Genomic DNA, 14,768 nt, shown 5'->3' with positions numbered 1-14,768 from the left:
TGCCGGGGCACCTGCCGTGACACGTGTTGCGGAGCCGGCCGCGGCACCGGCCGGGTCGTGGGGGGACGGCACCCGGCGGGCGTGTCTACTGCGCCATCATGTCGGCGGTCAGATTGGCCTCGGTGTTGGCGATGCCGAGGTCCTGCGCCCGCTTGTCCGCCATCGCCAGCAGCCGCCGGATGCGCCCGGCGATCGCGTCCTTGGTCAGCGGCGGGTCGGAGATCTGGCCGAGCTCCTCCAGCGAGGCCTGCTTGTGCTCCACCCGCAGCCGGCCCGCGATCACCAGGTGCTCGGGGGCGTCGTCGCCGAGGATCTCCAGGGCCCGCTGCACCCGCGCGCCCGCGGCCACCGCAGCCCGGGCCGACCTGCGGAGGTTGGCGTCGTCGAAGTTCGCCAGCCGGTTGGCGGTGGCCCGCACCTCGCGGCGCATCCGCCGCTCCTCCCACGCCAGCACGCTGTCGTGCGCGCCGAGCCGGGTCAGCAGCGCGCTGATCGCGTCGCCGTCGCGGACCACGACCCGGTCGACCCCGCGCACCTCCCGGGCCTTCGCGTGGATCTTGAGCCGGCGGGCGGAGCCGACCAGCGCGAGCGCGGCCTCCGGCCCCGGGCAGGTCACCTCCAGCGACATGGAGCGGCCCGGCTCGGTCAGCGAGCCGTGGGCGAGAAACGCGCCCCGCCAGGCGGCCTCCGCGTCGCAGGTGGCGCCGGAGACGACCTGACGCGGCAGGCCGCGCACCGGGCGGCCGTGGTTGTCGATGAGCCCGGTCTGCCGGGCGAGCGCCTCGCCGTCGTTGTAGACGCGCACGACGTAGCGGGAGCCCTTGCGCAGGCCCGCGGGGGCCAGCACCAGGACCTCGGCCCGATGACCGAACACCTCGCCGATGTCCTTGATCAGCCGCCGGGCGGTGGCGTTGGTGTCGAGCTCCGCCTCGATGACGATCCGCCCGCCGACCAGGTGCAGGCCGCTCGCGAACCGCAACAGCGTCGACACCTCCGCCTTGCGGCAGCAAGGCTTGAGCACCGATAGGCGGCTCAGCTCGTCCTTCACCACACCTGTCATGGCCATCTGCGCGTGTCCTCCCCCAAACAGACTCTGCCCGTCAGTCTCTCGCACCTCGATGCCAGGCAATCACCGCTTCTCACGGAAAATCTCGTCCAGGACCGTGGCAAGACGTGGTCCGTCATGCTTCGGAGATCCGTCACCGGCGGCCACATCAGCCAAAACCAGACGCCCGCCGAGGGACCACGCCGCCTTCTCCAGCGCGCGGACGTCCCCGACGACGCCCTCGTCCGCCACCACCGCGTCGACGGACAGCCAGGGGGCGTGCTCCCGCAGCACCTCCAGGTGCTTCTCCGGGGAGAAGCCGTCCGTCTCACCCGCCTGGGGGGCCAGGTTGAGGATCACCACGCGGCGGGCCGCGGTGGACTGCAGCGCCGCGGCGAGCTCGGGCACCTTCAGGTGGGGCAGCACACTGGTGAACCACGAGCCCGGCCCGAACACCACCCAGTCGGCCTCCTCGATGGCCGTGACGGCCTGGGGGCAGGCCGGGGGGTCGGGAGGCAGCAGCGAGATCGACCTGACCCGGCCGGGCGTCAGCGCGCAGGCGACCTGGCCCCGCACCGTCGTGATCCGTCCGTCCAGCTCCACCTCGGCCTGAATGTCGAGGGGCACCGACGCCATCGGCAGCACCCGGCCGTGGGCGCCGAGCAGGCGGCCCACCCAGTCGAGGCCCGCGACGGGGTCGCCGAGCAGCTCCCAGAGAGCCACGATCAGGAGGTTGCCGACGGCGTGGCCGTGCAGCTCGCCCTCGCTGCGGAAGCGATGCTGGACGACCTCGCTCCAGGTCTTGCCCCACTGGTCGTCGCCGCACAGGGCCGCGAGGGCCATCCGCAGATCGCCGGGCGGCAGCACGCCCAGCTCCCGCCTGAGGCGGCCGCTGGAGCCGCCGTCGTCTGCCACCGTGACCACGGCGGTCAGGTCGGGGGCGACCTTCCGCAGGGCCGACAGGGAGGCGTGGAGCCCGTGACCGCCGCCGAGCGCCACCACTCTGACGCCCGGGGGGGTCGCCGGCTCCGTGCTGTTCAACTGGGGACCGGGGGCTCGGGGGGCTCCTGGCCGGAATCCTTCATCGTCCTCCTCGCCTGACCGGCGCCCCGTGACACGGGACTCCGGCGGGTCGTGCCGTGCCCGCCGGGTGCTCCGGCGAGGCAACCGGGAGCCGCCGGCCGTGGCGGCGCCCGACTCTCGCTCCGATCACTCGCGGCCCACGTCCCGGTGGCCGACCTGGACGTCCATGCCGCGCTCCCGCAGCCGGGCCGCGAGCTGCTCGGCCATCGCGACGCTGCGGTGCTTGCCGCCGGTGCAGCCCACCGCGAGCGTCGCGTAGCCCTTGCCCTCCCTGGTATAGCCCGCCGCGACGATGCCGAAAACCTCCTCGTACCCGTCGAGGAACTCCTTGGCGCCCGGCTGACCGAGGACGTAATCGCGCACGGGAGAGTCGAGCCCGTTCATCGGGCGGAGCTCCGGGACCCAGTGCGGATTGGGCAGGAAACGGCAGTCGACGACGAGGTCGGCGTCCACCGGCAGGCCGTACTTGTAGCCGAACGACACCACGTTCACCTTGAGGCCCGGCCGGTCCTCACCGCCGAAGAACGAAACGATCTTCTTGCGGAGCTCGTGCACGTTCAGCAGGGACGTGTCGATGACGAGATCGGCGTTCGCCCGGATCTCGCGGAGGACGCCGCGCTCGCGGTCGATCCCGTCGACCAGTCGTCCGTCGCCCTGCAGGGGGTGCGGCCGGCGGACGTTCTCGAACCGGCGGACCAGCTCCTCGTCGCTCGCCTCCAGGAAGACCACCCGGACGCCCACGCCGCGGCCGATCAGCTCCCCGATCGCCGCGTTCAGGTCCGTGGTGAACGCCAGGCTCCGCACGTCGACGACCGCGGCGACCTGGTCGGCGGCCAGCTTGACCCGCCCCGCCTCCTCGGCCAGCGACGACAGCATCCCCGGGGGCAGGTTGTCGATGACGAACCACCCCAGGTCTTCCAACGCCTTCGCGGCCGTGCTCCGCCCGGCCCCCGACATGCCCGTCACCACGACGAACGCCGGCTCAGTCGTGCTCATCGCCCGCTCACCGCCCTGCTTGAGATCGGCACCGCCATGCCGCCGGACGGCACACGCCGGCCCGGGTGGAGCGCCCCTGCGCTGTGAACGGCGCCTCCGCGCCGGAGCATGACAGCTTCCCGCCTGATCCCGTCGCAGGCGCGCCGCACGTCGAGGCTAACGGCCCAGCCGGGGAAAACCTTCCCGGCCCGCCGGGGGGCGGCCCCCTTCACGACCCCTGCCCCGCCGGTGAGGGGCTCTCTCCCCGCAGGGCGGCCACGATGGCGTCGGCGGTGGCGGGACCGATGCCCGGCACGGCGCGGATCTCCTCCGCGCTCGCCTCGCGCAGCCGCTTCACCGAGCCGAAGTGCCGCAGCAGCGCCTGCCGGCGCGCCGGTCCGAGGCCCGGCACCTCGTCGAGGGCGCTCTCCTTGAGGCTCCGGGACCGCTTGGCCCGGTGGTAGGTGATGGCGAAACGGTGCGCCTCGTCCCTGACCCGCTGCAGGAGGTAGAGACCCTCGCTGGTCCGGGGCAGGATCACCGGCTGGTCGTCGCCGGGGAGCCAGACCTCCTCCAGGCGCTTGGCCAGGCCGCAGACGGCCACGTCGTCGATGCCCAGTTCGTCGAGCGCCCGCTGCGCGGCCGCCGCCTGCGCCGGGCCGCCGTCCACGACCACCAGGTTGGGCGGATAGGCGAACTTGCGGGGGCGGCCGGTCTCGGGGTCGATCGGCGTCCCCGCGCCGGCCGCCCGGCCGGCCCCCGGGCCGTTCTCGGCACCGATGTCCGCACCGATCTCCGCACCGTCTTCCGGGCCGTCTTCCTGGCCGCTCCTCTGGCCGGGCGGGACGGCGCCGATCTCCTCTCCGGCCTCCGGCCCGCCGTCGAGCTCGCCGGTGGCCACCCGTTCCTCCAGGTAGCGCCGGAACCGGCGGCAGATGACCTCGTAGATCGAGGCGACGTCGCCCTCGTCGCTCCGGACGGAGAACCTGCGGTACTCGCTCTTGCGCGCCAGGCCGTCCTCGAACACGACCATCGACGCCACCACGTTCGACCCCTGGATGTGCGAGACGTCGTAGCACTCGACGCGCAGCGGGGCCTGGTCGAGGTCGAGGGCGTCGGCGATCTCCTGCAGCGCCCGGCTGCGGGTGGTGAGGTCGCTCGCGCGGCGCAGCTTGTGCTGGGCCAGCGACTCCTTGGCGTTGCGCTCGACCGTCTCCATCAGGCTCTTCTTGTCGCCGCGCTGGGGAACCCGCAGGTCGACCCGGGCGCCGCGCCCCTCGCTGAGCAGTTCGATCACCGCGTCCAGCTCGGGGGGCAGCGCCGGGACGAGGATCTCGCGCGGGATCGCGGCCTCGCCGTACATCTGCAGGAGGAAGTGCTCGACGAGCTCGCCCGGCGTCGCGTCCTCGACCTTGTCGACCACCCAGCCGCGCTGGCCCCGGATCCGGCCGCCGCGCACGTAGAAGACCTGGACGGCCGCCTCCAGCGGGTCCTCCGCGAGGGCGACGACGTCGCAGTCGGTGTCGTCGCCGAGCACGACGGTCTGCTTCTCCAGCGCCCGCTGCAGGGCCTGAACGTCGTCGCGGAGCCGGGCTGCCCGCTCGTACTCCTCCACGGCCGCCGCCTCGCGCATCTGGCGCTCAAGCCGCTTGATGAACCGGCCGGTGTTGCCCGCCATGAAGTCGCAGAAGTCCTCGGCCAGGGCGCGGTGCTCCTCCGGCGTCACCCGGCCGACGCACGGGGCCGAGCACTTGTCGATGTAGCCCAGCAGGCAGGGACGGCCGACCTGCCCGGCCCGCTTGAAGACCCCCGTGGAGCAGGTGCGCACGGGGAAGACCCGCAGCAGCAGGTCGACGGTCTCGCGGATCGCCCACGCGTGGGAGTAGGGGCCGAAGTAGCGGGTGCCCTTGCGCTTGGCGCCGCGCAGGACCTGCACGCGGGGGAACTCGTCGGCCATGGTCACGGCCAGGAAGGGGTACGACTTGTCGTCGCGGTACTTCACGTTGAACCGGGGGTCGAACTCCTTGATCCAGGAGTATTCGAGCTGGAGCGCCTCGACCTCGGTGTTGACGACGGTCCAGTCCACCGACGCGGCGGTGGTCAGCATCGTCTGCGTACGGGGGTGCAGGCCGGCGAAGTCGGCGAAGTAGGAGTTCAGCCGCTGCCGCAGGCTCTTCGCCTTGCCCACGTAGATCACCCGGCCGGCCGGGTCATGGAAACGGTAGACGCCTGGAGATTCGGGAATCGATCCCGGCGCTGGTCGGTAAGTTGCCGGATCCGCCACGACGCAAGCCTACTTCTCCGGGCCGACAATCCCTCCGGCGACGATCGCCGCCGGAGGGATCGCCGGCGACGGCGCTAGGCGAGCGTGATGCTGTCGCCGCTCACCTTGATCTTCTGCTCGGCCAGCGGCTGGGTGGCCGGGCCGTCGACGACCGAGCCGTCCTTCACGTTGAACTTGCTGCCGTGGCAGGGGCAGTTGATCGTCCCGTTCGAGACGCTGGCGACGGTGCAGCCGCGATGCGTGCAGATCGCGCTGAAGGCCTTGAAGTCGCCTTTGGCGGGCTGCACGATGACGAGTTTCCGGTCCTCCAGGATCTTGCCGCCGCCCACGGGGATCTGGGAGGTCTGCGCGACGGCGCCGTCGCCACCACCGTCACCACCGCTACCGCCCCCGGCCGGCGCCGCCGTGTCCGTGTCGCCCGAGCCGCCTCCGGCGCAGGCGCTCAGCGCCACGGCCAGGCCCGCCCCTCCGGCACTGAAGATCACCGCACGGCGTGTCGTGTCCGTCATACTCGTCCCTTCCCTGGCGAACGGCCGGGCGGGCGGGGGTCCGCCCGGGTCCGGTCGCAACGCATCCGACGTTGTCTCACCTAGTACGGCCGACGCCGTACCACCGGTTCAGCATGACGCGGTCAGTTCGGGAGAAATATGAAGATTTACCTGTTCAGGAGATTCGTCACACGCCGAGGATCTTGCTGAGGAAGCGGCCGGTGTGGCTCTCGTCCTCCTTCGCGATCTCCTCGGGCGTGCCGGTGGCGACGACCCTGCCGCCGCGGGAGCCGCCCTCGGGCCCCATGTCGATGATCCAGTCGGCCGTCTTGATGACGTCGAGGTTGTGCTCGATCACGATCACCGTGTTCCCGGCGTCGACGAGACGGTTGAGCACGCCGAGCAGCCGGCGGATGTCCTCGAAGTGCAGGCCCGTCGTCGGCTCGTCCAGGACGTAGACCGTCCGGCCGGTGGACCGCCGCTGCAGTTCGGAGGCGAGCTTCACCCGCTGCGCCTCGCCGCCCGACAGCGTGGTGGCCGGCTGTCCGAGCCGCACGTAGCCGAGCCCCACGTCGTTGAGGGTCTGCAGGTGCCTGCGGATCGCCGGGATGGCGTCGAAGAACTCGAGCGCCTCCTCGATCGGCATGTCGAGCACCTCGGAGATGGTCTTGCCCTTGTAGTGGACCTCCAGCGTCTCCCGGTTGTACCGGGCGCCGTGGCAGACCTCACAGGGGACGTAGACGTCCGGCAGGAAGTTCATCTCGATCTTGATGGTGCCGTCGCCCGAGCACGCCTCGCAGCGCCCGCCCTTGACGTTGAAGCTGAACCGTCCCGGCAGGTAGCCGCGGACCTTCGCCTCGGTCGTCGCGGCGAACAGCTTCCGCACGTGGTCGAACACGCCCGTGTACGTGGCCGGGTTGGACCTCGGGGTCCGCCCGATCGGCGACTGGTCCACGTGGACGACCTTGTCGACCAGATCCGTGCCGACGACGCGGGAGTGCCGGCCGGGGACCGTGCGGGCGCCGTTCAGCTCCTTGGCGAGCGCGCTGTAGAGGATGTCGTTGACCAGCGTCGACTTGCCCGAACCTGAGACACCGGTCACCGCCGTGAAGACGCCGAGCGGGAACTCCACGTCGACGCCGGTCAGGTTGTGCTCACGGGCGCCCTTGACGACGAGCTGCCGCTTGCGCTGGCGCGGCCGCCTGGTGGGCGGCACCGTGATCGCCTTGCGGCCCGAAAGGTACGCGCCGGTCAGCGAGTCCTCACTGGCGAGCAGCTCCTCCACCGTGCCGGAGACCACGACCTGCCCGCCGTGCTCGCCCGCGCCGGGGCCGATGTCGACCACCCAGTCGGCCGCCGCGATCGTGTCCTCGTCGTGCTCGACGACGATCAGCGTGTTGCCCATGTCGCGCAGCCGGACGAGCGTCTCGAGCAGGCGCATGTTGTCCCGCTGATGCAGCCCGATCGAGGGCTCGTCCAGGACGTAGAGGACCCCGACCAGGCCCGAGCCGATCTGGGTGGCCAGCCGGATGCGCTGCGCCTCGCCGCCCGCGAGCGTGCCGGCGGCACGGTCGAGCGTCAGGTAGTCGAGGCCCACGTCGAGCAGGAAGCCGAGCCGGGCGTTGATCTCCTTGACCACCCGTTCGGCGATGTGCATGTCGCGGTCGGACAGCCGCAGCGCGCCCAGGAACGTGGCGCACTCCCCGATCGACATGCCGGAGACCTCGGCGATCGAGGCGTCGCCCACCGTCACGGCCAGCGACACCGGCTTCAGCCGGCGTCCCTTGCAGGCCGGGCACGGCACCTCGCGCATGAAGCCCTCGTAGCGCTCCCTGCTGGCGTCGCTCTCGGACTCGGCGTGCCTGCGCTGCACCCACGGCACCACGCCCTCGAAGGTCGTGTAGTAGGAGCGCTGCCGGCCGAAGCGATTGCTGTAGCGGATGTGGACCTGCTCGTCGTGGCCGTGCAGGATCGCCTTCTGCGCCTTCTTCGTCAGCCGCTCCCACGGGGTGTCGAGGTCGAAGCCCAGCGCGTTGCCGAGCGCCTCGATCAGGCGGACGAAGTAGTCGCTGGTGTGGCCGTTCGCCCACGGGCTGATCGCGCCGTCGCCGAGCGTCCGCTCCGGGTCGGGGACGACCAGGTCGGGGTCGACCTCCATGCGGGTGCCGAGACCGGTGCACTCCGGGCAGGCGCCGAAGGGCGAGTTGAACGAGAAGGACCGCGGCTCCAGCTCCTCGAACGACAGGTCGTCGTACGGGCAGTAGAGGTGCTCGGAGTAGAACCGCTCCCGGTTGGGGTCGCCGTCCGGCAGGTCGACGAAGTCGAGCGTGATCGTGCCGCCGGACAGTTGGAGCGCCGTCTCCACCGAGTCGGTCAGCCGCCGGCGCGCGCTCTCCTTCACCGCGAGCCGGTCGACGATCACCTCGATGTCGTGTTTCTCGTACTTCTTGAGCGTCGGCGGCTCCTCCAGGCGGACGACCGTGCCGTCCACTCTGGCCCGGGCGAAGCCCTTCGTCTGCAGCTCGCGGAACAGCTCGGCGTACTCGCCCTTGCGGCCGCGGACGACCGGGGCGAGCACCTGGAACCGGGTGCCCTCCGCCAGTTCGAGCACGCGGTCGACGATCTGCTGCGGGGTCTGGCGGGCGATGGGACGGCCGCACTCGGGGCAGTGGGGCTTGCCGATGCGGGCCCACAGGAGCCGGAGGTAGTCGTAGACCTCCGTGATGGTGCCGACGGTCGAGCGGGGGTTGCGGCTGGTGGACTTCTGGTCGATGGAGACGGCCGGGGACAGTCCCTCGATGAAGTCCACGTCGGGCTTGTCCATCTGGCCCAGGAACTGCCGGGCGTACGCGGAAAGCGACTCGACGTACCGCCGCTGCCCCTCAGCGAAGATCGTGTCGAAGGCCAGGCTGGACTTGCCGGAGCCCGAGAGCCCGGTGAAGACGATCAGAGCGTCTCGCGGCAGGTCCAGCGAGACGTCCTTCAGGTTGTGTTCACGTGCGCCACGCACGATCAGGCGGTCTGCCACGGTGGTCCCGATAGGTCGATATGGAGTGAACGGAGGTGCACGGGCAGGCTATCCAGAGCCACCGACAATTCCGGGGGGCTCGTCCGGCGGCCGGTTCGCGACGGGCGGGCCGGCGGCGCCACGACCGGTCCCGTTCATTCAGGGTATGGGTTTCGCCGGGCGCTCGCCCGCCGTCCGGTGGAAAGCCCCAGTTGATAGAACCCTGTTCGGGACCCCGCTCTTCCCCGCCTCCGCCCGGCCTGGTCCATGATTGCCTCATGTCAGTCATCGAGGACTTCCGCACCGAGCTCGCCGCGGCGGACGAGCGCCTGCTGGAGACGGCGGCCCGGCTGTCGGACGACGACGTCCACGCCCCATCCCTGCTGCCCGGCTGGACCCGCGGGCACGTCCTCGCCCATCTCGCCCGCAACGCCGACAGCCTCGTCAACCTTCTCACCTGGGCCAGGACGGGGGTCGTCACCCCCCAGTACCCCACCCCCGACGCCCGCGACGCCGGAATCGCGGCCGGGGCGCCGCGGCCCGCCGCCGAACAGCTGGCCGATCTGCGCGAAAGCTCCGCGAGGATGGCCGCCGCCATCGGCGAGATGCCCCCTGAGTGCTGGCGCGCGGAGGTGGGCGGCCCGCCCGGTCACCCGGCCTGGTACCTGCTCGCGCGCCGGATCCGGGAGGTCGAGGCCCACCACGCCGACCTCGGCGCGGGGTACGGCTGGCCGGACTGGCCGGAGACCTTCGTCTGGCGGGAGCTGCACGACACGCTGCTGTCGTGGCCGCGCGGGCGCGGACCCGTGGCCGCGATCGTGGCGAGGGAGCCGCTCCCCGGCGGCGAGGAGGTGCACGCGTGGCGGGGGCTCGGTGGAGGACCGGTCGTCCACGGCATGCCGCTTCATCTCCTGGCCTGGCTCACCGGCCGCTCCGGGGGCGAGGGCCTCGTCGCGGAACCGGACGGCCCGGACCGCTCCGGCGACTCGGGGCGAGGGAGCGACGCGAAGGACACGCCGCTTCCCCCGCCGCCCCCGTGGCCCCCGAGGTCGGCCCCGGAGGGACTGCCGGCCGATCCGCCGCCCGGCTGGCCGCTCCCGCACGACAACTGACCAGGACAGAACCGACCAGGACATAGGGGAACCATGAGCTACACCGGAGACGTGACGAAGGGCGGCCCCGCCGACGTCCGTGAGGTGCCCGGACTGACCATCTCGAAGATCGAGGTCGGCGATTGGGGTAACAACGCGTACCTGCTGCGCTGCGCGAAGACGGGCGACGGCCTGCTGATCGACGCCGCGGCCGAGCCCGACCGGCTGCTCGGCCTCATCGGCGGCACGCCGATCAGCGCGATCGTGACGACCCACCAGCACGCCGACCACTGGATGGCCCTGGAGGACGTGGCGCGGGCGACGGGCGCGCAGGTGATCGCCCACCCCCTCGACGCCCCCGAGCTGCCCGTCCCGGTGACCCGGGAGGTCGGGCACGGCGACCGGATCACGGTCGGGGTGGTCACGCTGGACGTGATCCACCTGCGCGGGCACACCCCCGGCTCGATCGCGCTTCTCTACCAGGACGGGCACCTGTTCACCGGCGACTCCCTGTTCCCCGGCGGCGTGGGCAACACCCAGAAGGACCCGGCCCGGTTCGAGCAGCTCTACACCGACGTCGTGGAGCGGATCTTCGACCGGCTGCCCGACGAGACGTGGGTCTACCCAGGCCACGGCCGGGACACCACGCTCGGCGCCGAGCGGCCCTCCCTGCCGGAGTGGAAGGCGCGCGGCTGGTGACGGCCGGGTGAACGCGTCCGCGCCGCCCGCCGGTAGGAGGGAGACCGGACGATGACCGGCCCGGACGTGCGGGAGCTGTGCCGCATCGAGGAGTTCGAGGACGTCCTCCGGCTGTTCGACGAGATCTGGCGCCCGGATCCGGGAGGCGCGCCCGTCACGGTCGAACTGCTCCGGGCGCTGTCCCATTCGGGCAACTACGTGGCCGGCGCGTACGACGGCGAGACTCTGGTCGGCGCGTCGGCGGGGTTCTTCGCGGCCCCCGCCGGCGAGGCGCTCCACTCGCACGTGACGGGGGCCGTGGGCGGGCGCGGCGCCGGCCTCGCGCTCAAGCTGCACCAGCGGGAGTGGGCCCTGGCCCGCGGGCTCGGCCGGATCACCTGGACCTACGATCCGCTGGTGCGCAGGAACGCCCATTTCAACCTGACCAAGCTCGGCGCGAGGCCGGAGCGCTACCTGCGGTCGTTCTACGGCGCGATGTACGACGCGATCAACGCGGGTGACGAGTCCGACCGGGTCCTGGCGGTGTGGCGGCTCACCGATCCGCGGGTCGTGGCCGCCGCCCGGGGCGAGAGGTGGCCGGTCGAGGTGCCGGAGGGGGCGGTCGCCGGGCTCGCCGACCGGGACGGCGCGCCGGAGCGGGGCCGCACCGACGCGCCCGTCGTGCTGGTCGGGGTTCCCGCTGACATAGAGAGCCTGCGCCTGCGGGATCCCGAAGCGGCCGCGAGCTGGCGGCACGCCGTCCGCGAGGTCCTCGGCGGCCTGCTCGACGAGGGTGCCCGCGTCACCGGTTTCCACGGCTCCGGCTACGTCGTCGAGCGGCGCGTCCCGTGACCGTCCGCCCGTTCCGCGTGGCGACCACGACACGGTGATCCCCGGGGCGTCGTCGGCGGGTGACCGCCGTACCGGCCGCGGAACGCACGGCGGTGCCGCGAACCGTCCCGCCGCCGTGGGATGCTCGACCTGACCTGCCGCGCGACGGGGCGCGTGCCGTGCGGCACGCCGACGCCCCGGGCGCGGACCCGACCACCGGAAGCCGCACGCCACATGAAGATCACCGGAATCGAACTGCGCCGCGTCGCGATGCCGCTGGTGTCGCCGTTCCGAACCTCCTTCGGCACGGAGACCACCCGCGACGCGCTGCTCGTCCACGTGGTCACCCCCGACGCGGAGGGCTGGGGCGAGTGCGTGGCGATGTCGGAGCCCCTCTACTCCTCGGAGTACGTGGAAGGGGCGGCCGACGTGCTGCGCCGGTTCCTGATCCCCGCGCTGCCCGGGTCGGCCGACGCGTACGCCGTCGGCCGCGCGCTCGAACCGTTCAAGGGGCACCCGATGGCCAAGGCCGCCCTGGAGACGGCCGTGCTCGACGCCCGGCTGCGCGCCTCCGGCGAGTCGTTCGGCCGCTTCCTCGGCGCGGCCCGCGACCGGGTGCCGTGCGGCGTCTCGGTCGGCATCATGGACTCGGTTCCCGAGCTGCTCGACGCCGTCGCCGGCTATCTCGACGAGGGCTACGCGCGGATCAAGCTGAAGATCAAGCCGGGGTGGGACCTGGCTCCCGTGCGGGCCGTCCGCGAGCGTTTCGGGGACGACCTGCTCCTCCAGGTCGACGCCAACGCCGCGTACACCCTGTCCGACGCCCGCCACCTCGCCCAGCTCGACGCCTTCGGCCTGCTCCTCATCGAGCAGCCGCTCGCCCACGACGACCTGGTGCAGCACGCCCGGCTGGCCCGCCTGATCGGCACCCCGATCTGCCTCGACGAGTCGATCTCGTCCGCGGCCCAGGCGGCCGCGGCCATCGCCCTCGGCGCGTGCTCGATCGTCAACATCAAGCCCGGCCGGGTCGGCGGCTATCTCGAGGCACGCCGCATCCACGACCTGTGCCGCGCCCACGGCGTCGCGGTCTGGTGCGGCGGCATGCTGGAGACCGGCATCGGCCGCGCCGCCAACCTGGCGCTGGCCGCGCTGCCCGGGTTCACCCTGCCGGGCGACACCTCCGGGTCACGCCGCTACTTCACCACCGACATCACTCCGCCCTTCGTGATGTCGGACGGACACCTCGACGTGCCCACCGGTCCCGGGCTCGGGGTGGATCCCCTGCCGGACGTCCTCGACGCCGTCACCACGTCGGCGGAGTGGATCGCGCTCTGACCCGCGCCGGACCGGCCGCGCCGAGATTCTGGTCTCAGCCGTCCCCGAGACCCGGATGCGGCCGGGACTCACCCGTGGTGAACACCTTCACGATGCGGTCGGCGGCGGCGGCCGGCTCGTCGGCGCTCTCCACCACGTCGCCCCAGGACCAGCGGTAGAACCACCCGTCGGACATGGCGACGCAGTCGACGGTCTCGCTGAACAGCGCCGCGTCCGGGTCGCGCACCTTCAGCGACGGCGGATCTGGGCGCAGAGACGCCTCAAGCCCTCGGATCTCCAGCTCTCGTGCGAGCTTGCCGAGGAAGTATGTCCGGGTGTGCTCACGAGGCATGGCCAGGGCTCCATCGGGTGACGCGTTTTGTCGACCTGCCGGCCGGCCCCATGAGAAAGGGGCCCGCCGAGCGACCGGGGGCCCCTGTCCGTTTTACGACGTCAGCCCACGTTCTCCGAGCGTCGTTCCCTGCGCTGCTGCTGTTTGAACATCAGAACGCGAAGCGGGATGGCCGAGACGATGGCGATCTGCATCGTGGCCCCCACTGTGATCAACTGGTCGCCCCCGGCGAGGCGGCAGGCCCAGATCGTCAGACAGGCGACGTTGATCAGCATCCAGCCGAGCACCACCGCCGCCAGGTTTCCCTTCGGCTTGGGGTACTCGATGCGGCTGACCATCAGCCAGGCGACCGCCACGATGCCGGCGATCGTCAGGTAGCTCGGCTGGAAGAGCAGCACGATCGACACGACCGTCATGGCGCCCATCGGGATCGGCAGGCCCATGAAGTCGCCGCTCTTGGTCTTCACGCAGGCGAAGCGGGCCAGCCGTACGACGCCCGCGAGCAGGATCGAGCCGGCCGCGAACAGGACCACCAGCAGCGGCACCCGTCCCGAGAAGCCCGCCCACACGACGACCATGAAGGCGGGCGCGAAGCCGAAGCTGATCACGTCGGCCAGGTTGTCCAGCTCGGCGCCCATGGCCGACGCCCGGAATTTCCTGGCCACCAGGCCGTCGAAGAGGTCGCAGGTCGCGCCGATCAGCAGCAGCACCACGGCCGTGCCGAAGAAGCGGGGGTCGGGCTGGAACTTGACGCCCGACTGCAGGTCGGTGATGGCGGACCAGGCGAGGACGCAGACCGCCAGGAAGCCGCTGAGCGCGTTGCCCAGGGACAGTGAGTCGGCGGCCGACAGGCGGAAGGCCTTGCCGACCGGGCCGCGCGGCTCCTCCTCCACGTCGCCGCACTCCCAGGCGTCGGCGCCGAGATCAGACGCGGTCAAGACGGGTCACCCCCGCCGTGGTCCGCTCGCCGACGGTGACGGCCGGGGCCATCCCCTCGGGGAGGTAGACGTCCACCCGGGAACCGAGGCGGATGAGCCCGATGCGGTCGCCCTGCGCGACCTTGGCGCCCCTCGCGAGGTACGGCACGATGCGGCGGGCCACGGCTCCGGCGATCTGCACGAGCTCGACGTCGCCGAGGGCCGTGTCGAAGTGCCAGACCACGCGCTCGTTCCGGTCGCTGTCCTTGTTGAAGGCCGGGGCGAATCCGCCCGCGACGTGCTCGACCGAGGTGACGGTGCCCGCCGCGGGAGCACGGTTGACGTGCACGTTCAGCGGGCTCATGAAGATCGCGACCCGGGTCCGGCCGTCCGGCCAGGGGTCGATGCTCTGCACCACGCCGTCGGCGGGTGCGATCAGCCGGCCCTCGCCCGGCGCCCGCTCGGGGTCGCGGAAGAACCAGAGCATCCCGCCGGTGAGCGCGGCGAGCGGGATCGCGGCCACCGCCCAGCGAGGGGAACGGCGGACCAGGAGTGAGCTGGCGACCGCCGCGGCGGCGGTAGGCGCCAACCAGGGGGACACACCGCGCGCGAGCCGGACACGCCCCCGGGGACTGTCCGCGGGCCAGGAGCCGGGCACGCGAGGCAACGATTCGTTGGACACAGGGAACCTTTGTACTCTTTT

The 14,768-nt window shown here is 72.0% G+C and carries 13 protein-coding genes; 4 read left to right on the top strand and 9 right to left on the bottom strand.

The window, feature by feature from the left end; genetic code table 11:
* Window positions 1-85: 85 nt before the first annotated feature.
* The 6 genes from whiA to uvrA form a co-directional block, all read right to left on the bottom strand.
* A complete protein-coding gene (whiA, locus tag JOL79_RS06620; protein ID WP_210154784.1) occupies window positions 86-1,066 on the bottom strand; it encodes a DNA-binding protein WhiA in 981 nt (326 codons plus the stop codon).
* A gap of 63 nt (window positions 1,067-1,129) precedes the next feature.
* Window positions 1,130-2,086, bottom strand: a complete 957-nt coding sequence (locus tag JOL79_RS06615) for a gluconeogenesis factor YvcK family protein (protein ID WP_230984394.1) — start codon at window positions 2,084-2,086, stop codon at window positions 1,130-1,132.
* A 168-nt stretch (window positions 2,087-2,254) separates the two neighbouring features.
* Entirely contained in the window at window positions 2,255-3,124 is an 870-nt protein-coding gene (gene rapZ, locus JOL79_RS06610; protein WP_210154783.1) for an RNase adapter RapZ, read from the bottom strand.
* A 208-nt stretch (window positions 3,125-3,332) separates the two neighbouring features.
* Window positions 3,333-5,387, bottom strand: a complete 2,055-nt coding sequence (gene uvrC, locus JOL79_RS06605; RefSeq protein ID WP_210154782.1) for an excinuclease ABC subunit UvrC — start codon at window positions 5,385-5,387, stop codon at window positions 3,333-3,335.
* A gap of 74 nt (window positions 5,388-5,461) precedes the next feature.
* Window positions 5,462-5,896, bottom strand: coding sequence for a Rieske (2Fe-2S) protein (locus JOL79_RS06600; protein WP_210154781.1), 435 nt, complete (start codon window positions 5,894-5,896; stop codon window positions 5,462-5,464).
* 166 nt (window positions 5,897-6,062) lie between these two features.
* Complete coding sequence (uvrA, locus tag JOL79_RS06595; RefSeq protein WP_210154780.1) at window positions 6,063-8,903, bottom strand: excinuclease ABC subunit UvrA; 2,841 nt, start codon at window positions 8,901-8,903, stop codon at window positions 6,063-6,065.
* A 257-nt stretch (window positions 8,904-9,160) separates the two neighbouring features.
* Between uvrA and JOL79_RS06590 the strand changes: the two genes are divergently transcribed.
* From JOL79_RS06590 to menC, 4 genes are all read left to right on the top strand, one after another.
* Window positions 9,161-9,994: a maleylpyruvate isomerase family mycothiol-dependent enzyme gene (locus JOL79_RS06590; protein WP_210154779.1), complete on the top strand. Its 834-nt coding sequence runs from the start codon at window positions 9,161-9,163 to the stop codon at window positions 9,992-9,994.
* A gap of 33 nt (window positions 9,995-10,027) precedes the next feature.
* On the top strand, window positions 10,028-10,672 hold the full coding sequence (locus tag JOL79_RS06585; protein ID WP_210154778.1) for an MBL fold metallo-hydrolase: 645 nt from the start codon (window positions 10,028-10,030) through the stop codon (window positions 10,670-10,672).
* Between the two features lie 51 nt (window positions 10,673-10,723).
* Window positions 10,724-11,503, top strand: a complete 780-nt coding sequence (locus tag JOL79_RS06580; RefSeq protein WP_210154777.1) for a GNAT family N-acetyltransferase — start codon at window positions 10,724-10,726, stop codon at window positions 11,501-11,503.
* Window positions 11,504-11,716: 213 nt separating this feature from the next.
* Window positions 11,717-12,817, top strand: coding sequence for an o-succinylbenzoate synthase (menC, locus tag JOL79_RS06575; protein WP_210154776.1), 1,101 nt, complete (start codon window positions 11,717-11,719; stop codon window positions 12,815-12,817).
* Between the two features lie 34 nt (window positions 12,818-12,851).
* On the opposite strand, the gene JOL79_RS06570 is transcribed toward menC, so the two are convergent.
* The 3 genes from JOL79_RS06570 to JOL79_RS06560 form a co-directional block, all read right to left on the bottom strand.
* Window positions 12,852-13,148 (bottom strand): hypothetical protein, encoded by a 297-nt coding sequence (locus tag JOL79_RS06570; protein WP_210154775.1) that lies wholly within the window; start codon window positions 13,146-13,148, stop codon window positions 12,852-12,854.
* Window positions 13,149-13,249: 101 nt separating this feature from the next.
* Window positions 13,250-14,086: a CDP-diacylglycerol--serine O-phosphatidyltransferase gene (pssA, locus tag JOL79_RS06565; RefSeq protein ID WP_210154774.1), complete on the bottom strand. Its 837-nt coding sequence runs from the start codon at window positions 14,084-14,086 to the stop codon at window positions 13,250-13,252.
* On the bottom strand, window positions 14,073-14,732 hold the full coding sequence (locus JOL79_RS06560; protein WP_307848417.1) for a phosphatidylserine decarboxylase: 660 nt from the start codon (window positions 14,730-14,732) through the stop codon (window positions 14,073-14,075). The genes pssA and JOL79_RS06560 overlap by 14 nt, the downstream gene beginning before the upstream one ends.
* Between the last annotated feature and the right edge of the window lie 36 nt (window positions 14,733-14,768).

It is taken from the genome of Microbispora oryzae, assembly GCF_017896165.1.
Lineage (GTDB): Bacteria > Actinomycetota > Actinomycetes > Streptosporangiales > Streptosporangiaceae > Microbispora > Microbispora oryzae.
Note: the sequence above shows the minus strand (reverse complement) of the source record. Positions and strands in the feature narration are given on the sequence as shown.